The sequence below is a fragment of the Psychrobacter pulmonis genome, from assembly GCF_904846465.1.
GTDB lineage: Bacteria > Pseudomonadota > Gammaproteobacteria > Pseudomonadales > Moraxellaceae > Psychrobacter > Psychrobacter faecalis.
Genome location: NZ_CAJHAT010000004.1, coordinates 34,281 through 54,607, shown reverse-complemented (window position 1 = coordinate 54,607; position 20,327 = coordinate 34,281). Strand labels below are relative to the sequence as shown.

Genomic DNA, 20,327 nt, shown 5'->3' with positions numbered 1-20,327 from the left:
TAGCAATACTATTTCTGATGTTAACGTTTCAGATGCTAATATGCCTAATGTTTAATCCCTAATGGCTTAGTAGTCAGTCATGATGGTTGCAATAAACGGCAATCGCCCCATGTAGCAGCCACAGGCCAAATTTAGCGTGACCTATCTTTTTTTGATAATAGTTTTAATAAATAGGAGCTTTTATGAGTGAGCAAACCCCAAATACTGCTGCAAACGATGTTGAACAGCTGATTCGTGATCAAATCAAAGACAATAAAGTCATCCTTTATATGAAAGGCACACCGCAGTTTCCACAGTGTGGTTTTTCTGCCAAGTCGATTGAGGTTTTGACCCAAATTGGCCGCCCGTTTGCTTATGTTAATATTCTAGAAAACCCAGAAATTCGTGCTACGTTACCGAAGATTGCTAATTGGCCAACGTTCCCGCAATTATGGATTGACGGTGAATTGATGGGCGGTTCAGACATCATTTTGCAAATGTACCAATCAGGCGAGCTAAAACCTTTGGTTGAAGCCAATAGCCCAGCTGCTTAATGGTTAAGCGTTTTTATTGGGCAGTTGATAAGCCTCAATAAATCATTTAGAAATTGCAGCAAAGTAAACCTGAATAGCCATTTCTCTTCATGAAGAAAGGCTATTCGGGTTTTTTATTGTCTATGCAATTTATTGTTTTTATCGCTTTTAGCCCCATATAGTGTCCAAGATAAATATATTTTGCCTAAAAGCGAGAGTTATATGAGTAATCACTTAGCAAACACCGAATTACCAAATACAGAATTAACGGAGCAGCAGGAGGCGGCTGAACAAGCGGCTATCGAAAAACGCCGCGAGTATTTAAAAAACGAATCAACCCGTTTAATCGATATGGCGGGCAATGAGCCAAATTCTGCCCTTAAATGTATCCATCAGCTTAGCGTAGCAGGCGGCGCAACCGAAGCGACTTATATTGCCATTGAGCAGCGTATCGTCGCGGATCAAGATGCAGCTGGTGCTTATCATTTGGCATTATTGGCACAAAACACCCCTGATTTACCCATCGATGCGCGGCAACTTATTGAGATGGTTGTGCTAAAGGGTGATAACGCTCAGCGTTTGGCCTTGCTAAAAAACTTGCCATTGCCGCCAGTTGAGATGATTAAAGAGCAAATCTTGGCGACCAATGACGGCGACGCTATTGGGCAGATGAATGCCTATTTGCAGATTAACCCAGAAGCTTACGGCAGCCACCATATGCTGGCAAGTGGGCAGGCTGACCGTATTGTACCGCTCAGCCCTGGTAAATAAATCCATTCGAGGTTTATCAAGCTTTTATTGATGCACCTTTATGATTAATGGCAATAGCAGTTAATTTAAATAGTTTTTCGTATAACGTTTTTTCAGTGGCAAAAAATTGTTATAATTACCAGCTATTTTACCTATCTTTAATGGCTCATCTGAGTCGTTATCTCTTTTTTAAATTCGATTGACGTTTATTGACCGGCAGCCATGCTATTTGACATAGCATCACGCTCACGGTTGCGTCGAGAGTCAAGTGAGGCATACATGCAATACCCAAAAAATTACGACGTGGTAGTGATCGGCGGCGGTCATGCTGGCACAGAAGCAGCTTTGGCGGCCGCACGTATGGGTGCGCAAACGTTACTCTTGACGCATAACATTGAAACGCTAGGGCAGATGAGCTGTAACCCTGCGATTGGTGGTATTGGTAAGTCGCATTTGGTACGTGAGATTGATGCGCTTGGCGGTGCGATGGCACTGGCGACTGACAAATCTGGTATCCAGTTTCGAGTGCTTAATAGTCGTAAAGGTGCTGCCGTGCGTGCCACGCGTGCGCAAGCGGATCGCATTCTTTATAAAGCCGCCATTCGTCATACGTTAGAAAATCAGCCAAATCTTGATATATTCCAACAAGCAGCAGATGATATCTTAGTCGAAAATGGTCGCGCGACCGCTGTTGTGACGGCAACGGGGATTGTTTTTAACACCCAAACTGTAGTGCTGACTTCAGGAACGTTTTTAGGCGGTGTCATTCATATTGGTTTGGAAAATTCAAAAGGTGGACGCGCAGGCGATCAGCCTTCTATCAAGCTTGCAGATCGTTTACGTGAATTGAAATTACCGGTGGGTCGCCTAAAGACCGGTACACCAGCACGTATTGATGCGCGTAGCGTTGACTTTAGCGTGATGACAGTGCAGCCAGGCGATACACCGCTGCCGGTGATGAGCTATATGGGCGATGTGTCCATGCATCCTGAACAGGTCAATTGCTATATCACCCATACCAATGCGCGCACCCATGACATTATCCGTGAAAACCTAGACCGCTCACCGATGTTCTCAGGCAAAATCGAAGGCGTTGGGCCGCGTTATTGTCCATCAATTGAAGACAAGATTCACCGTTTTGCCGATAAAGACAGCCATCAAATCTTTATTGAGCCAGAAGGTTTGACCACGCATGAGCTATATCCAAACGGTATCTCAACCAGCTTGCCGTTTGATGTGCAATTAGACTTTATTCATAGTATGAAGGGTCTAGAGAACGCACACATCACGCGTCCCGGCTATGCGATTGAGTATGATTATTTTGATCCGCAGAACCTAAAACCAACGCTTGAGACCAAGTCAATCGACCGCTTATACTTTGCCGGTCAAATCAATGGTACAACAGGCTACGAAGAGGCGGGCGTCCAAGGTTTATTAGCCGGCACTAATGCGGCATTGGTCACCTGTGAAAACAGTGAATTTGATATTTGGACGCCGCGCCGCGATGAAGCCTATCTTGGCGTACTGGTCGATGACTTGATTACGCATGGTACCACTGAGCCATATCGTATGTTTACCAGCCGCGCCGAATATCGTTTGCTACTGCGTGAAGACAATGCTGATCAGCGTTTGACTGAGACTGGTCGCAAGCTTGGTTTGGTAGATGATGTGCGCTGGCAGGCTTATCAAGAAAAAATGGAAGCCGTTGCTACCGAAACCTCGCGCCTCAAAGATATTTGGGCAACTCCTGCTAATGCTTTAGGTCAGCAAGTGACGGCGCAGACAGGCGAGGTGCTGTCTAAAGAATCGACTGCGTATGATTTATTAAAACGTCCGCAAATACATTTTACTGATATCGCGGCGATTACTGGTTCAGAGGTTGATAGCCAAGTCGGTGAGCAGATTGAGATTTCTGTTAAATACGCCGGCTACATTGACCGTCAGCAAGAAGATATCGATCAGATGAAGCGTTTGGAAAATACTGCCTTGCCAATGGATTTTGATTATAGTGTGGTGTCGGGATTGTCCAATGAGATTGTGCAAAAGCTGGCGCAAATTCGTCCTGCCACGCTTGCCCAAGCGGGACGCATCAGCGGGGTCACGCCTGCCGCCATTCAGCTATTGGCGATGACCGTCAAGAAGCAGAAAAAAGCCCAAGCAGCGTTAAACTCATAATAATGGTTTAGCAAATCTTAAAGCTTTAAACTGTGTTTATAAAAGAAGCCCGTAATGACAAAGCGTTACGGGCTTCTTTATGGCAAATACCTTAACAATTTCAAAACAGTTTCCTGATTTAAAACTTGATAATTTAAGACGTGCTCGTTTAAGAGTAGGATAAAAGAAAAATAATTAGCAAGGAGTAATGATATGCCTTACGATAAATTATCTGAACTGCCCGATTCGGTAAAAGGTAATCTGCCTAAGCACGCGCAAGAAATCTTTTTGGCCGCATTCAATAGCGCCAGTAAACAATATGACGATGAATCACGCTGGTTTGCTACCGCATGGGCCGCTGTCGAAAACAGTTATGAGAAAAACTCGGACGGCAAGTGGGTGAAAAAGTCTGATTAGGGCGTGTTTTCATTTTAAAATTTTAACCATTTTTAGCCCATTTAGATATATATCGATTGAATTGAGAACACGCCCTCGTATTCAAATCAGCAATAGCGGCGTTATATACACTATAATAAAATAGCTTTCCGTTATCCAAGCTAACCCATTTTAAAATACCTACTCACCATTGCTGTTTATTTAACAATATAGCTTTGGATATATTCATAACCTGAGCTTATTTATGACCGCTGCTATTATTTTTGCTATCACTATTGTATTGCCCAACCTTGTTTTGATGTGGTTGGGTTTTTTTATGCAAAGGCGCGGTGAGGCAAGCCAAGCTTTTATCGATCAAGCATCCAGCTTTGTCTTTAATTATTGTTTACCGTGCTTACTGTTTTTTAGCGTGGTTGATAGCGAGGTCGATTATGCCAAACAAATGACTTTAATCATTGCTGGTATTGTTGTGACCTTTATTTTGTTTATAGGCGCAGAGATTTATGCCAAGGCTTTTGTCGATAAGCCTGCCGACCAAGGGGTGTTTGTACAAGGTATCTTTCGCAGTAATATGGCGATTATCGGTCTGGCAACCGTCGCCAACGCTTATGGAGAGCAGGGTTTAAGTATTGGTGCCGTCTATATGGGCGTGGTGACGATATTGTTTAATATCTTAGCGGTCATTACCTTAAGTCGGGTGTCCAAAAGCGCCGACGATACATGGGTCAGTCGTAGCATAATGATTGTCAAAAAACTGTTTACCAATCCGTTAATTATCGCCTTGGTCGCAGCTTTTGCTTATAAAGCCCTGCCGCTGCCGCCTATTAGCGGCGTCATTCATACCACTGGCGATTTACTAGCTGCGGTGGCATTGCCATTGGCGCTGATTTGTGCGGGTGCAAGTATTGATTTAAAGTCGATGTTGCATCCGTCAGGTTTATCCATGCAAGCCAGTATTGGACGTATTGTGATTGCGCCTATAATCGCTATCGCAGTCGGATTGAGTTTTGGCTTATCAGGCGTGCATATGGGTGTGCTGTTTTTGATGGTGGCGTCACCGACGGCGGCGGCCAGTTATGTGATGGCGAAAGCCATGGGCGGTAATGATATATTGGCGGCCAATATTTTAGCATTTACCACCGTGGTGGCAATGTTTGGTATGGCGATTGGTGCGGCGATATTACGCGGATTAGGGTGGATATAGCATCGATAATAATGTTAGGTATATGAGAAATGCTTTCGCTTTTAATAAAAATAAAAACAGTCGTTATAAAAAAGTCCCCTTTTTAAATTAGAAAAGGGGACTTTTAAGATTTATTGTCGTTATCTCACATTGTCTTTATCATGATTATTCACGCGGCGATGTTTGCGTTTAGGGCTAACACGATACGTCAAATAACCGCCAATAATCAAGACCACAATAAAAGCGACGATGTATAAAAATATTGATGAGCCGATAAAGGCAGAAGGTTCCATGACCATAACCTCCTTAAGGTTTATCAATAATTATGCAAGCGGCGCGGGTTATTGTAAAGTAAACAAGTTTAACTCAGATGTAAGTTCCAGTGAACGCAGACGTGCTGCCTGGTCATAAACATTGGCGGTGACAATTAGCTCATCTGGTTGATACTTTGCGATAAATTCTGCCAGTTTTGGTTTGACCGTTTCGACAGAACCAACAAATGACACCGATAAAGCGTTGTCTACCATCATTTTTTCCGCAGGGCTCCAGATGCTGTCCATATCATGAGTTGGCATAGGCATTTGTCCACGCTCACCGCGGCGCAAGCGGACAAAGCTTTGCTGCGCTGAGGTAAAGTGATAATGCGCCGTTGCATCGTCGTCAGCCAGTAGCAGGTTAGCCGCCAGCATTACATAAGGCTTATCTAGATGCGCTGATGGTTTAAACTGTTCGCGATAGGCATTAATCGCTTGTGCCATCATCTGCGGCGCAAAATGCGAGGCAAACACATAGGGTAGGCCTAAATGCGCTGCTAGAGTGGCGCCAAAAAGAGACGAGCCCAATATCCAAATAGGAATATTAGATTTCGCCCCTGGGAATGATTGCACAGGACTGTCATCGGTGCCATCACCTAAGAAATACATAAGCTCTTGGACGTCTTGCGGGAAACGATCGGCATCTTGCATTTGACGGCGCAGCGCCTGAAATGTTGCACCATCGGTACCTGGCGCGCGGCCTAAACCTAAATCGATACGGTCACCGTATAACGCCTGTAAGGTACCAAACTGCTCAGCAATGATAAGCGGTGCATGGTTGGGCAGCATGACGCCACCAGCCCCGATGCGTATGCGCTTGGTTTGGCTACCGATGTGCGATAACAGCACCGACGTCGCCGCACTAGCGATACCCGGCATATTGTGATGCTCGGCCATCCAATAGCGGTTGAAGCCAGATTTTTCTGCTTGCTGCGCGATAGCAACGGTTTGGGCAATGCCTTCAGCAATGGTTTTGCCTTCGGGAACGGGTGCTAAGTCTAAAAATGATAATGGAATTGTGTTGCTCATGATTCACCTATTTTTATGCGGTCGCCTTGCAACGACGTTTTTATAGTTAGTTTTTAAATATCAGGAATAAAAAGCAGGCTGATGATTCAATAGCTCATATGATGGGGCAGTTATAGAGAATATAAAGGTCAGCCCTTAAAATAATAACAAATCGTAATAATTCGCAGCATGTATAAGAGCAAAAAAACACCGCTATCTATTGAGAACGGTGCCATTTGTATTTATCAAAGAAATCATGATTAAGCAGAATGCTTGAAGTTATTATTCATTGCCTAAGTGCTGAGTTTTAAAAAGCTACTCACTACATTCAAAGCTACTGACTAAATTGCTTTTGGCATAGTTCCATAAAGGCGCGTCCGTATTGACGGATTTCTGCATCATCACGTACCGCCATCCAACTGGTAAAACGTCCAAAATGATCGACAGGAATGGCGGTTAAATTATGATAATGGCTTGGCTCAAATGCCATTTCAGCGATAATACCAATGCCCAATCCTAATCCAACATAAGTGCTAATCACGTCGGCATCAAGAGCTGCGAGTACAATATCAGGCTCAAGTCCTGCGTCGCTAAAGGTTTTGTCAATCGCGCCGCGTCCCGTAAAGCCGCCGTGATAAGTGACAATCGGGTAGCTGGCAAGGGTTGGCAAATCAATCGATTCTAAACCCGCCAGCTCATGGTCGCTCGGTACAATAACCCGATGCGTCCAGTCGTAATAACGGTAGCAGCGTAGATAATCATTGTGCAACAAGGATTCGGTCGCAATGCCAATATCTGCCTGCCCACGAATAACCATCTGCGCGATGGTTTCGGGATCTGCTTGTTGCAGGATTAAATTGACCTTGGGAAAACGATCTTTAAATTCTTTGACCACTCTTGGCAATACATAACGCGCTTGCGTATGGGTGGTCGCAATGGTCAGTGTGCCAATATTGGGGTTATTAAAATCCAAACTGAGGTTTTCAATGGTCCGGATTTCAGCAAAGATAGATTCGATATGCGGCATCAGCGCTGTACCCATGGTCGTCAGTCCTGTTAGACGTTTGCCTTGGCGCACGAACACTTCGGTTTTAAGCTGGTTCTCAAGTGCCGCGATATGCTTTGATAGACTCGATTGACTGGTATGCAGCACGGTGGCCGCTTGACTTAAATTATAGCCATTGATTACCGTATGCCACACTGTTTCCAACTGTTTGAGCTGGATTTGTAGATGCCGTTGATTGACCACTACGTCGATTGCCATCATTTAACCCTATGTATAAATATACAAACCTCGTCTGTATATAAAAATAAAAAACTACAAGCATTCAATAAGTCGCTAGTGTAAATCAAAGTTATTATTCTCGTATATAATAAATGGCTATGAATTTATACTAATTTGGAATATATAGTAATTTATTTTTCTTAAATTGACAATAGGTGTTTAAAGCAATAGACAACGAAAGAAAGATTGTTTTAATGTTTGGGTGAGCTACTGATACACGACGTTACCGTATTGAAATAAACGGTGTTGCCAAATGCTATGGTTATTAAGTTAATGCAAAAACATCTAGTCAAGGTTAGCGTTCTCAAGTACCATAATTCAATTTTGTGCTAACGATGGTTTTTATACAACGCTGAGCAATTTTTATCGATCTTTTTTATCCGTATTACTGAGAAATGATTGATAAAAATTGTGCGCAGTTGTGTTTTTTATCTCAATTTTTGGTGAGTGATTATGTCTGCTGTCCAACCTGTAACGCCTGAACAACCGATTGCCAAAAAATCATGGGCAGAAGCCGCCAAGGCTTATCTAGATTCGCGCGTTATTATCATGCTGTTTTTAGGGTTTTCGGCCGGTATTCCCATTTTGCTTATTTTTTCCAGTCTGTCGTTATGGTTAAGAGAAGCAGGCATTGACCGCGGTGTCGTCACCATGTTCAGCTGGGCAGCATTGGGATATTCCTTTAAGTTTATTTGGGCGCCATTAATCGACGCGCTGCCGGTCCCTTTTTTGACCAAATGGTTGGGTCGTCGCCGTAGCTGGATGGTGGTATCGCAGATGCTGATTGTATTGGCCATTTTTTTGATGGCGACGGTCAACCCTATCAGCGAAGACGTGTTGGTTTATATGGCGGGCGCGGCGGTTTTGTTGGGCTTTTCTTCTGCTACCCAAGATATCGTTATTGATGCTTACCGCATTGAGCTGGCACCGCCATCGATGCAGTCTATTTTGTCCTCTATTTATGTGTCAGGTTACCGCATTGGTATGATTGTCGCTGGGGCAGGCGCGCTGTATTTAGCAGATTATTTTGGTTCAACGGAAAGCTTTTATAGTTATGAAGCGTGGCGCAATACCTATTATATTATGGCTGGAGTCATGACTTTAGGTATATTGACCACCTTTGCCAGCTATGAGCCAACCGCTGAGATTTTGCAAAATAATAAACAAAGAAATAACCTCAAAGTTTTCTTAATTTACTCAGCGTTACTATTAATACCGGCGTTGTTGTTTAGCGCCATATATCTTGTCAATATTCTGATTAATAAAGTTTTTGATAGTAGCATTGCGCTGATACCGCTGATAGCCATGCCGAGCATTAAGTTCTACTTTTTAGCATTGGTTGCTTGTGCGCCATTGCTGCTGCTTTATTTTATGATTAATCAACCTAAAATTATCAATAAAGCGCCATTGGTGGCTGAAACCCGCGAAGACTATGTCAGATTGGTTTTATTGTTTGTTTTTGCCGTCGTCGCCTTTATCGCCGCCTATGTTTTGATAGGGCAAGGATTGCCCGAGTTTGATGGTGTGTTTGTCAGCTTTATCAGTGAGACGCTGCATTTGCTAACAAGCTTAGCTGTAGCGCTGGCAGCGGGTTATGCCTTGGTAAAAGTCGGTTTGGTGAAAAAAGAAATTGCGATGGCGACGTGGATTGAGCCTATATTGGATTTCTTTAGACGCTATGGTAAAAAGGCATTATTGTTATTAGCGCTGATTGGCTTGTACCGTATCTCAGACATCGTGGCAGGGGTGATATCAAACGTCTTTTATCAAGATATGGGCTTTAGTAAAACCGATATTGCCAATGCGGTAAAACTGGTTGGCGTCATTATGGCCATTGCTGGTGGTTTCTTAGGTGGTCTGTTGGCGCAGCGTTTTCGTATCATGCATGCGATGATGATTGGCGCCATTCTCGCTTGTGCGACCAATTTATTATTTGTGGTGCTGACTTACAATCCTGGCAGCTTGCCTATTATGTATATGGCGGTGATTTTTGATAACTTAGCCGCTGGTCTTGCCAGCGCCGTATTTATTGCTTTCTTATCGGCATTGACTTCTATCCGTTTTACCGCGGTACAATACGCTATTTTTTCTTCATTAATGACGCTTATTCCTAAAGTAATGGGTGGTTATTCAGGCTCTATCGTTGATAGTATGGGCTATCCGTTCTTCTTTATTTTTACCTTTGCGATTGGTATTCCAATTTTAGCGCTGATTTACTTTGTCGATAAACATATCGTTATTGGTGATAACGACGATATTTATGACAATAATGGCGATAGTGAAGGCGGCAGCGGTATTGGCGATAAGTTAACCAAAGCCAATCCAAACCTAACGGATACCAAAGAGCCGCCCCGTGCTTCAGATTAGTTAATGCATGACATATAGCAAGTTCAACAGGCTTATTCAGTAAACAGTGACTTTACGAGTTATCTATGACAGCAGCTACCATTGGTCAAATAAAACAACAAATTCAGCAGTGGCTAAACGATAGTGAAAATAGTCATTTGCCCTCGTTTTGGCTCACGGATTGGCTGTTGTTTGTCATTGAGCAGCCAAGCTCTTTTTTAATCACAGATGAAAACTATCAACTGACCGATAGCGAGCTTACGCAATTTTATGCGGGTGTGACTAAGATGCAGCAGGGCACGCCCTTGGCGTATTTAACGGGACAGCAAGAATTTTGGTCGCTGAATTTTACAGTCAATGAGCATACATTGATACCGAGACCCGATACTGAGGTACTGATTGAACAAGTTTTAGCTTGGATAAACTCTCAACCAAACCGCAACGATGACGATAATAAACCAAAGCGCCTCTTAGATTTGGGCACTGGCTCAGGCTGTATAGCGATTAGCCTCGCGCATGAGTTAAATAAGCGTCAGCCAAACAATAAGGCTGAGAGATGGCAAGTGGTTGCCGTTGATTTATCGCTAGAGGCGTTAAAAATAGCGAAGCATAATGCAATGGTAAATGAGGTTGCTGCTGATATTAAGTTTATCCAAAGCAGTTGGTATGAGGTGCTGTCTGCTCAGAATGAGCCATTATTTGATGTGATTGTATCCAACCCGCCGTATATCGATGAAGAAGATGAGCATTTAGCAAGACTGGTCGCCGAGCCGATTAGCGCCTTAAGCGCCCCCAATCATGGACTTGCCGATATAGCGCTTATTGTTAAGCAGGCACCGCAATATTTGAATGCAGCTGGGCTTTTAGCAATTGAGCATGGTTTTGATCAAGGTTTAGCGGTTCGTCAGCTATTTTTGGACAATCGCTTTGAGTCTGTTCATACTGTGCAGGACTTTGGCGGTAATGACAGGGTGACTTTAGGTCAGCTGTTATAATTGGTTTTTAAGAGTAAGTTTTTAAAGGTGAGTCTTTAAGAATAGGTTTTCAATAATAGATATTTTGCTTATAACTTGTGGTAAAAAATAGTGGTAGAAAGTATGACGCACTCCAAAGAAACAGGACAGCTAACAGATGCAGAACTGCTGCGTTATGCGCGGCAGATTTTGCTTGATGGCTGGGATATCGATGCGCAGCTACGTTTGAAAGCCTCGCGAATCGTGATGATTGGGGCGGGCGGTCTCGGTTGTCCTGCTTCTGAGATGTTAGTGCGGGCAGGGCTTGGGCAAGTGCAGCTGATTGATGATGATGTGATTGAAGCCAGTAATCTACAACGCCAAACGCTATTTTTACCTGAAGATATCGGCAAACCTAAGGCGCTCACGGCAGCTCATATGCTGACCAAAATTAACCCTTTGGTTAGCGCGCGTGGGACAGTGGCCAGATTGAGTGAAGACAATGCTTATGAGCTGCTTGAGATGGCATCTGGTAAGCCTGACTTACTTTTAGACTGCACGGATAATTTTGCCACTCGCGATATCATCAACCGCATTAGTGTGCGTTACCAGATTCCGTTATTATCCGCCTCAGCGATAGCCATGCAAGGACAATTGGCACTATATGAGCCGCACTTAAATACCGGCTGCTATCATTGCGTCTTTGGTTCGGTAACAGACGATGCAGCGGCGGATGAACGTACTTGTGCCAATTCAGGGGTACTCGCCACCACGCCCGCTATTATGGGTAACTTGCAAGCCAATGCAGCGCTACAATATCTAGGATTAACCAAAAATCCACTGACAAATAAGCTGTTAATATGGGATGGTAGCCAGATGCAGCAACGACTGATGGGCTATCGCAAAGATGTGCATTGTCCGATTTGTGCCAAACATTAGCAAATTGCTCAAGCTTTTTAACTCTTCCTATCCTCATAACCTCCTTTTTATTACCATAGTTGTTTTTTTATGAAAATTCATCGTCCGCATTTATTAAAGCATACCTTTAATGTCGTTAATCGTGTGCGCCAAACCGCAAGCGTTGCTGGTTTGTCTGCACTGAGAGTTGCAAAGGGTGAAAAACCTGATGCGATGCTGTTAAAAGAAACCTTTGAGCAATTGGGCACGACTTATATAAAAATCGGGCAGTTTATTGCCAGTACGCCGTCATTATTTCCACGTGAATATGTAGAGGCGTTTCAGAGCTGTTTGGATCAAACGACGCCATTATCCTACACTTATATCGAACAGGTATTAAAAGAAGAGCTGGCCGCCACTGGCCTGACGCTTGAAAAGATTTTTGCTTATATCGACGAAAAACCACTCGCTTCAGCGTCTATTGCCCAAGTGCATGCCGCGCGATTGCATAATGGTGATGAAGTGGTATTAAAGGTACAAAAACCGGGGGTTGAAACCATTATGCAAACCGATTTGGGCGTCTTACATGGCGTGACTAAATTGGTTGAGCTACTAATGCCTTCGATGCGCTTTGCCAGTATTGCGCCAATTATCGATGAGATTCGTCTGCGGATGCTTGCCGAAACCGATTTTATCGCTGAGGCGCAAAATATCCGTGATTTTCAGCAGTTTTTAGCGATATCAGGAAATACACGCGTCGTTGCGCCAACTGTCTATGAGGAGCTGACCACCAAGCGCGTGCTGACTATGAGCCGCTTATACGGCGTTTCTATGGTAGATGAAGCCGCCATGCGTCAGTATAGTAATGATCCGGCACAAGTGATGGCAGATACCCTTAATACTTGGTTTGCCAGTTTGATGCTATGTAATAGTTTCCATGCGGATTTGCACGCAGGTAACTTGATGCTATTAACCGATGGGCGTATTGGTTTCTTGGACTTCGGTATCGTTGGTAAATTAAAAGCGGAAAGCTGGCGCGCCTGTATGGGTATGATGCAGGCAATGCAAGACAGTGATTATCAAGCCATGGCGCGCCATATGATTGATATGGAGATGACCCATGGCGGCAATCAAGTTGAGGTCGCGGCATTGGGCAATGATTTGCAGCGTATGATGAAAACCATTATGGCAGAAGACAAAGCCTTTACCAGCGGTGTGCCTTTTAATAGTAAAGAGCAAGCCGATGAATTAAATAAGATGATGCTTGAGATTGTTGAGGTCGGCAAGCGTCATGGCATTCATTTCCCACGTGACTTTGCCTTATTGACCAAGCAAATGCTCTATTTTGATCGCTTTATGCGCACGCTTGCCCCTGACATGGATATGTTTAGCGATCAGCGCGTGCAAATGCTAGGGCAGACGGAAGCAGCTGAACAAGCAAGCAATCCAATTCGCAATATTTCTTAGTAGTAAGCACGTGATAGCAGTAAGTGTTGTATTGAGACGTTTTTCTATTTTTAATTGGTTAGGTATGGCTTTTTTTAACACAAAGGATTGTGGGCGTTTTGCCACAAAATGGCTCTGTCATGATGACTGCTCTTAAAAGCCGTGCTGCTACTATTATTACCCATCAAACGGCGATTGCTTGCATAGGGTTGTATTGTCTGGCAGTAGTGATGGGGTTTGGGCGCTTTTTATTTACCGCCACCTTACCTGATATCATGACGCAATTATCGTTATCGACGGTCATTGCAGGTTGGCTGGCTTCGGTCAATTATAGTGGTTATTTTATTGGGGCGCTGATTGCGATGTTTGTGCCTCAGCGTTTGACATGGCAAATGCTCATAACATGGACAGCCGTCAGCATCGTGACCACCATGCTATTGGTGGTGCCAAATCTGTCATTAAATAGCTGGTATGTCATTCGGCTACTATCAGGTATCGCCAGCGGGGTGGCCATGATTTTAAGCTCATCGCTGGTGATTCAAAGCTTTAGTGATGAGCGCCGCTCGGTACTTTCAGCCTTACATTATGCAGGGATTGGCGTCGGTATCAGTGCCTCTGCCGTCTTGACTTGGTGGCTATTAACGCTCGGTTATCATTTTGATATCATTTGGCTGGTAGCAGGAATTATCAGTCTGCCGTTATTATGGCTACTTTATGCTATCAGACCGCAAAGCTTGATTTCGTCCGCTTCACACTCATCTAAATCCACGTCTTCTAATTTACAATCCTTTCAGCAAAAGGCTCTCAAATCGAAGCCTGCCGAATTAAACCATAACAATCAACGCCTATCTGTACCGCAAGCTTATCGTAATTTTAAACGTTCGTTATATGAAGCGGCCGCTGGTCATAGCAAGGCGATTGCATTACTGTCGGCAAGTTATGTGCTGGCGGGGTTTGGTTATATTACGTCGGCGACTTTTTTGCCAGTCATGGCAACGCAGCGCCTGACGGCACAAAACTATGCAGGGTTACTGATTTGGTTGGTAGTTGGTATCTTTGCCATGCTATCGAACCCTATTTGGGGCGCGCTTGCCAAGCGTATTGGCGAAAGCAGAACCTTGATGGGGTTGACGTTATTGCAAGCGTTTGGCATGTGTTTGCCGCTATGGTTTGATGGCGCTGTTGGCTTGTACGGTAATGCGGTGATTTTAGGATTAACCTTTGTCGGTATGGTGTCAATGACACTTAATTTGATTAAAAACATCAATCCTGCTTACTCAAATTTGTTGATTGGACTGGCAACTTTGGCCTATGCCATAGGGCAGTTCATAGGGCCGCTGGTCACGGTAGCGCTGGCAGGGAAACAGGACAATTTTAACGCGGGTTTGTTGGTCGCAGCGAGCGGTTTATTATTAGGGTTGGTTTTAGTCTTCTTTTTTCAGCGTCAAGCTCAAAAGCAGTCAAACTAGACCACGCTACGGCTAAAGACTTCTCGTAGCTCAAAACTGGTATGCACTTGAGCGACGCCTTCGATACGATTGAGCCTATGCAATAAAAATTCCTCATAATGTGCCATATCACGCACCCGTACTTTGATTAAGTAATCTTCGGTGCGACCGGTGACGATACTACAGCTCACCACTTCATCAAAACTTTGGATTTTCTCTTCAAAATGCTCAAAGCGATCTGCAGTATGGCGATCCATACTAATCGCAATAAATACCGCCAGAGGGTAACCGAGTTTTTGCGCATCGGTCTGGGTATGGTAGCCGGTGATAATACCTACTTCTTCCAAGCGTTTGATACGGCGCGCGCAAGGGGTCGCCGATAAATTCACCTGCTCGGCAAGCTCGGTAATACTCATACGTGCTTGGGTTTGTAGTAAGCGTAATAACTGTTTGTCGATAGCATCAATATCTATAGGTAAAACATTGTTCGTATGATTATTTAACATCGGATATCATCTGTCTAGTGAAATAATCTAATTATAGGTGAGATAGTGGTTTATTTCACTAAAATTTTATAAATAGTAGCTAAATAAAGCTGATTTCTAGCATAGAAACTTTGTTATTATAATGGCATAAACTTTTATTATCTCGTATGATAAAGAGTGCTTGGTCATTAGTTGCCCAGTTAAAACCTATACTTCAACTCAGCTCTTTATGTTATCTAAGGATTGATTATGCCTAATCAAGCAACACGCAATGCAGACCGCGCGCCTGCAAAAGTCACCCCAAAAAATGCCGCTTTTGATTTCCGTAAATATCGTCCATTTGCGTTTGCACCTGTGCTGCCAGATCGCACTTGGCCGAGCAAGACGATTGAGAAATCACCAATTTGGGCAAGCGTGGACCTGCGTGATGGCAATCAGGCGCTGATTGATCCGATGACCATTGAACAAAAAATGCGCTTTTTTAAAACCTTGGTCGATGTGGGTTTTAAAGAGATTGAAATAGGTTTCCCGTCAGCGGCGCAAGTAGAGTTTGATTTTGCGCGTAAACTCATTGAAGAAAATCATGTGCCAGCTGATGTGACCTTGCAAGTATTGGTACAGGCGCGTGAGCATTTGATTGCTCGTACTTTTGAGTCATTAAAAGGCGCGAAGCGTGCCATCGTTCACGTCTATAACTCAACCAGTCGTGTACAACGCGAAAAAGTATACGCTAAAGATAAAGCAGAAATTAAAGAAATAGCCATTGCTGGCGCTAATTTATTGGTTGAATATGCGGCCAAGTACCCTGAAACAGAATGGGTATTTCAGTATTCGCCTGAAAGCTTTAGCCAAACGGAAACTGAATATGCGGTAGAAGTCTGTGACGCAGTTTGTGAGGTTTGGCAGCCTGAAAACGGCCAAGAAGTGATTTTAAACTTGCCAGCGACGGTTGAAGCATCAACGCCAAACGTATTTGCCGACCAAGTTGAGTATTTTTGTCGTCATATTGCCAAGCGTGAGCATGTCACGGTAAGCTTACATACGCATAACGACCGTGGCTGTGCGGTAGCTGCTGCCGAGCTTGGCGTGCTTGCTGGTGCCGATCGTATCGAGGGCACCTTGCTTGGCAATGGCGAGCGTACCGGTAATATGGATATCATGGTGATGGCGATGAACTTGTTTAGCCAAGGTATAGACCCCGAGCTTGATTTTAGTAATATGAGCGAGATTGTACAAGTGGTGAGCGAGTGTAATAACTTGCCCTTACATCCGCGTCATCCATACGTTGGCGAATTGGTCTTTACCGCCTTTAGCGGCTCGCATCAAGATGCCATCAAAAAATCTCTTGATTACAATGAAAAACACCAAGATGAAACCGATAACGTCTGGGACGTTGCTTATCTGCCAATTGATCCGGCGCACATCGGTCGCAGCTATCAAGATGTGGTGCGTATCAATAGCCAATCTGGTAAAGGCGGCGTTGCTTATATCTTGCAGCGCAATTATGGCTTTAATTTACCGCGCTGGATGCAAATTGACTTTAGCGGCGTGGTCCAAAAACAAGCGGAAAGCGCTGCTCGTGAATTGCAAAACGATGAAATCTTACAAGCCTTTGAAGAGACATATCTACAGCAAGGCAGCCTCGAGCTTCTAGATTATAGTGTCAATAACAAGGGCGGCGAGGTCTACTTTAACGGTCAAGTACAGATGAATGGCGACACCATTACTATTGACGGAACCGGTAATGGCCCATTGTCATCGTTTATTGATGGGCTTGCGCAGCACACGGGTAAATCTATCCATGTTATCAACTACGCTGAACACGCGATTAATCCGCAGCACAACAGCGGTAATGGTATCGATGATGATACCAACAATGACAATAAAACCAACGCCAATGCCGCAGCTTACATTCAGCTAAATGTTGACGGTGATGTTTACTCAGGCATCGGCACTTGTAGTAGCACGGTATCAGCGATGCTGAAAGGGGCGTTATCTGCTTTTGCTCAAGCGGCTAGTCCAGTTGCTGCTTAATATCGCCTTTAGCCGATAATAAAATAGTTCGATTTACGATGTTAGTTTATAACGCCATGGCTTTTGCAAATTAGCCATGGCGTTATTTTTGTGTATATACACTTAATATTTGGTAGGTGAGTTTTAAGAACAATATTGGGCATGAATTTATTGATGAAGGGTTACGTTGAGGTCAGGGTTGGTCAAAGTCGTACGACTAATAGCATAATGTTACTTGTGTTTTTGGTGTCTAAGACTTACGCTAATGTACGTCTTATTTATTATTATAATATTAAAAAAGGTTAATTATGGAACCTATATCTTTTGCTTCATTTTCATTGGCCTCTATTTTAGCGTCACTGCCAGTGAACGGTGAAGCGGTTAGCAAACCTACCGTTACCACCCATATCAGTCCCGCTATCGCCGGACAGTGGGAGATAGATTTAGACAGTGGCATCACGATGACCAAAGATGCGCAAGCTAAGCAAGCGGCGTCAAAGATGGAGCTGGGCAAAATTGATGAACCAAAAGTAGGCACTGGCGCTGAGGGTGGCGTGTTGACCCAAAATGAAAAGCGTATCGTCAAGGTGCAGCCAACTAGCAGTAAAAACCTGCTAACCGCAACCGCTAAGTCTACTCAATGTCGAGAGATTTATAATTTTGCGGCCGATAATGAGATGTGGGCAGTTAGTGGTAAAGAGTGGACCTACGGGCGCTACTTAGTCACCCATCGTGATGAAGGCTTGCCTATTATTGCGCTAAAAACGGTTTATGATAATAACGAAGTCGATTGCTCGGGCAATCAGGTAGATCAAACTGGCGAGGCATTAATAGCGTTTTTAAATCATGATGGTAATAAAATGCAGTGGTGCGCCGATCCTGAGGGCACAGAATGCTTTATGAATTTCACCAGAATATTACCTTAGCGTTATTTATAAAATTTAAGCAGCATTTTATAAAATTTAGACATATAAAAAAACCGCTATCTTTTAGGTAGCGGTTTTTTTTAATTTCTGCTTAAACAAAAAGACTAAGACTAACTAAGAAGCAGAATCAGCTTTATCCTTATTAGATGTTAATAATTCTCTTTCTAGGTAGTGAATGTTTTGCGCTTCATTAACAAATTTATCATCCGCTAAAATAACATCACGATGCAAGGATATATTGGTTTTGATACCTTCAATCACCAATTCGTCAAGCGCATGCAGGGTTTTAGATATCGCTTGCTGACGTGTTTGACCGTGACAGATCAGCTTGCCAATCAAGGAATCATAATAGCTTGGAATCTCATAACCTGGGTAGAGGTGCGAGTCAAAACGCACGCCCGCGCCACTTGGGGCAAACAACTGATTGACCGTACCTGGGCAAGGCATAAAGGTCGCTGGATCTTCGGCATTGATACGACACTCTATGGCGTGCCCTTGAATTTCAATCTCGCTCTGACGATACGATAAACCGTAGCCAGCCGCGATTTTAAGCTGTTCAACGACGACATCGATACCCGTAATCATCTCAGTGACTGGATGTTCAACCTGCACGCGGGTATTCATCTCAATAAAAAAGTATTCATTATTTTCAAATAAAAACTCAAACGTACCCGCGCCGCGATATTTGACCAGCTCGCAAGCTTTGACACAGGCATCTAAAATGGGCTGACGCACATCGTCAGGGATATCTGGGGCAGGTGCTTCTTCTAAGACTTTTTGGTGACGACGTTGTAATGAACAATCGCGGTCATACAGATGAATGGCATTGCCATTACCATCGCCCAGTACCTGTACTTCTACGTGGCGCGGATTTTGGAGATAACGCTCCATATAAACGGTATCATCACCAAACCACAGTTCAGCCTCTTGTTTGGCAGCTTGTACTTGGCCGATAAGCTCATCAAAACGTTCAACAACGCGCATACCGCGGCCACCGCCACCAGAAGCAGCTTTAATCAAAAGCGGAAAGCCGATATTGCGCGCTTGCTCTTCAGCGTTATGCAAAGTGACGGCACCCACTGAACCAGGAACTGTTGGTACGCCTGCTTTTTTCATGGCATTAATGGCTGATACTTTATTGCCCATTAAGCGAATGTGGTCAGCATTGGGACCGACAAAGGTTAAGCCAGCTTCTTCAACGCGTTCAGCAAACTCAGCATTTTCTGCCAAAAAACCATAACCAGGGTGAATGGCATCAGCGCCAGTGATTTCAGCGGCGGTCAAAATGGTGCTAATATCGAGATAGCTTTGGTTGGCATTGGGTTTGCCAATACAGATTGCTTCATCAACAAAGCGTAGGTGCATTAAATTGGCATCCGCCGTTGAATAGACGCCGACGGTCTCTATGCCAAGCGCCTTGCAAGCTCGAACGATACGTAGGGCAATCTCACCTCTATTGGCGATGAGCAGTTTTTTTATCATGGGGTCATCCTTGTCGAAGCGGCAGTCATTGATAGCCTCGCTATTTTGGACATCGTAACAGCAAACGGCGCTACATCAAATTTAGACAAATTGAGCGCTGATGTCGATGAATAATAACGAGGTCTCAATCATTACAAAGTAAAGGTTGGTAGATAGCGTTACGCTTTATAGCGTATGACTGGCTGACCAAACTGTACCACTTCAGAATTATCCACTAAGATTTCATCAATGACGCCGCTTTGAGTCGCTTCAAGAGGATTCATGATTTTCATGGCTTCGATGATACCAAGCGTATCGCCTGCTTGCACTTTTTGACCGACCTTTACAAATGGCGGGTCATTAGGACTTGGCGCTGAATAATAAACACCCACCATCGGCGAGGTTTCAACGCTGCCAGCTTTGACAGCGGCTTTTGCGGCGGCAGCGACAGGTGCAGCACCTGCGGCAGGCGCAGCCATCATCGTCGGTGCTGGCGCATCATAGTGACGAGTCAAACTGATGTGTTCGTCATCTGAGCTGATTTCTAAATTAACCAGTTCACTTTCTTCCATGAGTGCGATCAGGGTGCGTATTTTTTCAATATCCATAATTTTAATTTTGCCTTGTACTAATTTCTAGAAAAAATAGTGTAACTAAATATTGTATTGGTAATTGCTAATGATACCTATATTCACGCCAATGAGCAATCGATGTACAGTTGTTAACTGAGTTTTTTTACATATTATGACG

The 20,327-nt window shown here is 44.0% G+C and carries 18 protein-coding genes; 12 read left to right on the top strand and 6 right to left on the bottom strand.

The genetic code is table 11. From position 1 onward, the window contains the following. The first annotated feature begins 182 nt into the window (after positions 1 to 182). From grxD to JMX70_RS08245, 5 genes are all read left to right on the top strand, one after another. Positions 183 to 533: a Grx4 family monothiol glutaredoxin gene (grxD, locus tag JMX70_RS08265; protein WP_068408679.1), complete on the top strand. Its 351-nt coding sequence runs from the start codon at positions 183 to 185 to the stop codon at positions 531 to 533. A 201-nt stretch (positions 534 to 734) separates the two neighbouring features. Next, positions 735 to 1,283: a hypothetical protein gene (locus JMX70_RS08260; RefSeq protein ID WP_144296904.1), complete on the top strand. Its 549-nt coding sequence runs from the start codon at positions 735 to 737 to the stop codon at positions 1,281 to 1,283. A 258-nt stretch (positions 1,284 to 1,541) separates the two neighbouring features. Continuing rightward, complete coding sequence (mnmG, locus tag JMX70_RS08255; RefSeq protein ID WP_191690913.1) at positions 1,542 to 3,437, top strand: tRNA uridine-5-carboxymethylaminomethyl(34) synthesis enzyme MnmG; 1,896 nt, start codon at positions 1,542 to 1,544, stop codon at positions 3,435 to 3,437. Positions 3,438 to 3,629: 192 nt separating this feature from the next. Further along, positions 3,630 to 3,833: a ChaB family protein gene (locus tag JMX70_RS08250; RefSeq protein ID WP_191690910.1), complete on the top strand. Its 204-nt coding sequence runs from the start codon at positions 3,630 to 3,632 to the stop codon at positions 3,831 to 3,833. A 223-nt stretch (positions 3,834 to 4,056) separates the two neighbouring features. After that, a complete protein-coding gene (locus tag JMX70_RS08245; protein WP_201591191.1) occupies positions 4,057 to 5,016 on the top strand; it encodes an AEC family transporter in 960 nt (319 codons plus the stop codon). A gap of 119 nt (positions 5,017 to 5,135) precedes the next feature. Here the strand turns inward: JMX70_RS08245 and JMX70_RS08240 are convergent, their stop codons facing one another. The 3 genes from JMX70_RS08240 to JMX70_RS08230 form a co-directional block, all read right to left on the bottom strand. After that, positions 5,136 to 5,288, bottom strand: coding sequence for a hypothetical protein (locus JMX70_RS08240; RefSeq protein ID WP_190295496.1), 153 nt, complete (start codon positions 5,286 to 5,288; stop codon positions 5,136 to 5,138). Positions 5,289 to 5,336: 48 nt separating this feature from the next. Then, positions 5,337 to 6,338, bottom strand: coding sequence for an LLM class flavin-dependent oxidoreductase (locus JMX70_RS08235; protein WP_144296907.1), 1,002 nt, complete (start codon positions 6,336 to 6,338; stop codon positions 5,337 to 5,339). Between the two features lie 313 nt (positions 6,339 to 6,651). Further along, on the bottom strand, positions 6,652 to 7,581 hold the full coding sequence (locus JMX70_RS08230; RefSeq protein WP_191690903.1) for a LysR substrate-binding domain-containing protein: 930 nt from the start codon (positions 7,579 to 7,581) through the stop codon (positions 6,652 to 6,654). A gap of 474 nt (positions 7,582 to 8,055) precedes the next feature. Here JMX70_RS08230 and JMX70_RS08225 point away from each other — a divergent pair, with 474 nt between their 5' ends. From JMX70_RS08225 to JMX70_RS08205, 5 genes are all read left to right on the top strand, one after another. Further along, positions 8,056 to 9,969 carry an AmpG family muropeptide MFS transporter gene (locus tag JMX70_RS08225; protein ID WP_201591189.1) on the top strand — a complete coding sequence of 638 codons (1,914 nt, stop codon included), beginning with the start codon at positions 8,056 to 8,058 and terminating at the stop codon, positions 9,967 to 9,969. Between the two features lie 65 nt (positions 9,970 to 10,034). Beyond that, on the top strand, positions 10,035 to 10,943 hold the full coding sequence (gene prmC / locus JMX70_RS08220) for a peptide chain release factor N(5)-glutamine methyltransferase (RefSeq protein WP_201591187.1): 909 nt from the start codon (positions 10,035 to 10,037) through the stop codon (positions 10,941 to 10,943). Between the two features lie 102 nt (positions 10,944 to 11,045). Next, entirely contained in the window at positions 11,046 to 11,840 is a 795-nt protein-coding gene (locus tag JMX70_RS08215) for a HesA/MoeB/ThiF family protein (RefSeq protein ID WP_201591185.1), read from the top strand. Between the two features lie 69 nt (positions 11,841 to 11,909). Next, the gene (locus JMX70_RS08210) at positions 11,910 to 13,265 is read left to right on the top strand and encodes an ABC1 kinase family protein (RefSeq protein ID WP_201591182.1); all 1,356 of its coding nucleotides are present in this window, start codon (positions 11,910 to 11,912) and stop codon (positions 13,263 to 13,265) included. A gap of 119 nt (positions 13,266 to 13,384) precedes the next feature. Continuing rightward, a complete protein-coding gene (locus JMX70_RS08205; RefSeq protein ID WP_201591179.1) occupies positions 13,385 to 14,713 on the top strand; it encodes a YbfB/YjiJ family MFS transporter in 1,329 nt (442 codons plus the stop codon). Here the strand turns inward: JMX70_RS08205 and JMX70_RS08200 are convergent. After that, a complete protein-coding gene (locus tag JMX70_RS08200) occupies positions 14,710 to 15,198 on the bottom strand; it encodes an Lrp/AsnC family transcriptional regulator (protein ID WP_193030196.1) in 489 nt (162 codons plus the stop codon). The genes JMX70_RS08205 and JMX70_RS08200 overlap by 4 nt on opposite strands. 228 nt (positions 15,199 to 15,426) lie before the next feature. Here JMX70_RS08200 and leuA point away from each other — a divergent pair, with 228 nt between their 5' ends. Continuing rightward, positions 15,427 to 17,211: a 2-isopropylmalate synthase gene (gene leuA, locus JMX70_RS08195; RefSeq protein WP_201591175.1), complete on the top strand. Its 1,785-nt coding sequence runs from the start codon at positions 15,427 to 15,429 to the stop codon at positions 17,209 to 17,211. Positions 17,212 to 17,498: 287 nt separating this feature from the next. Beyond that, a complete protein-coding gene (locus JMX70_RS08190) occupies positions 17,499 to 18,116 on the top strand; it encodes a hypothetical protein (protein ID WP_201591172.1) in 618 nt (205 codons plus the stop codon). Between the two features lie 114 nt (positions 18,117 to 18,230). On the opposite strand, the gene accC is transcribed toward JMX70_RS08190, so the two are convergent. Together accC and accB are read right to left on the bottom strand one after the other, a co-directional pair. Continuing rightward, entirely contained in the window at positions 18,231 to 19,598 is a 1,368-nt protein-coding gene (accC, locus tag JMX70_RS08185; protein WP_193030191.1) for an acetyl-CoA carboxylase biotin carboxylase subunit, read from the bottom strand. 158 nt (positions 19,599 to 19,756) lie between these two features. Then, positions 19,757 to 20,185, bottom strand: a complete 429-nt coding sequence (gene accB / locus JMX70_RS08180; protein ID WP_144296917.1) for an acetyl-CoA carboxylase biotin carboxyl carrier protein — start codon at positions 20,183 to 20,185, stop codon at positions 19,757 to 19,759. Positions 20,186 to 20,327: the final 142 nt, after the last annotated feature.

Coding starts and splice junctions, on each gene's coding strand:
- JMX70_RS08235 (WP_144296907.1), bottom strand. CDS start 6,338: ATGAGCAACACAATTCCATTATCATTTTTAGACTTAGCACCCGTTCCC.
- grxD (WP_068408679.1), top strand. CDS start 183: ATGAGTGAGCAAACCCCAAATACTGCTGCAAACGATGTTGAACAGCTG.
- leuA (WP_201591175.1), top strand. CDS start 15,427: ATGCCTAATCAAGCAACACGCAATGCAGACCGCGCGCCTGCAAAAGTC.
- JMX70_RS08210 (WP_201591182.1), top strand. CDS start 11,910: ATGAAAATTCATCGTCCGCATTTATTAAAGCATACCTTTAATGTCGTT.
- JMX70_RS08190 (WP_201591172.1), top strand. CDS start 17,499: ATGGAACCTATATCTTTTGCTTCATTTTCATTGGCCTCTATTTTAGCG.
- JMX70_RS08240 (WP_190295496.1), bottom strand. CDS start 5,288: ATGGAACCTTCTGCCTTTATCGGCTCATCAATATTTTTATACATCGTC.
- JMX70_RS08230 (WP_191690903.1), bottom strand. CDS start 7,581: ATGGCAATCGACGTAGTGGTCAATCAACGGCATCTACAAATCCAGCTC.
- JMX70_RS08225 (WP_201591189.1), top strand. CDS start 8,056: ATGTCTGCTGTCCAACCTGTAACGCCTGAACAACCGATTGCCAAAAAA.
- JMX70_RS08200 (WP_193030196.1), bottom strand. CDS start 15,198: ATGTTAAATAATCATACGAACAATGTTTTACCTATAGATATTGATGCT.
- JMX70_RS08245 (WP_201591191.1), top strand. CDS start 4,057: ATGACCGCTGCTATTATTTTTGCTATCACTATTGTATTGCCCAACCTT.
- accB (WP_144296917.1), bottom strand. CDS start 20,185: ATGGATATTGAAAAAATACGCACCCTGATCGCACTCATGGAAGAAAGT.
- accC (WP_193030191.1), bottom strand. CDS start 19,598: ATGATAAAAAAACTGCTCATCGCCAATAGAGGTGAGATTGCCCTACGT.
- JMX70_RS08260 (WP_144296904.1), top strand. CDS start 735: ATGAGTAATCACTTAGCAAACACCGAATTACCAAATACAGAATTAACG.
- mnmG (WP_191690913.1), top strand. CDS start 1,542: ATGCAATACCCAAAAAATTACGACGTGGTAGTGATCGGCGGCGGTCAT.
- JMX70_RS08215 (WP_201591185.1), top strand. CDS start 11,046: ATGACGCACTCCAAAGAAACAGGACAGCTAACAGATGCAGAACTGCTG.
- prmC (WP_201591187.1), top strand. CDS start 10,035: ATGACAGCAGCTACCATTGGTCAAATAAAACAACAAATTCAGCAGTGG.
- JMX70_RS08205 (WP_201591179.1), top strand. CDS start 13,385: ATGATGACTGCTCTTAAAAGCCGTGCTGCTACTATTATTACCCATCAA.
- JMX70_RS08250 (WP_191690910.1), top strand. CDS start 3,630: ATGCCTTACGATAAATTATCTGAACTGCCCGATTCGGTAAAAGGTAAT.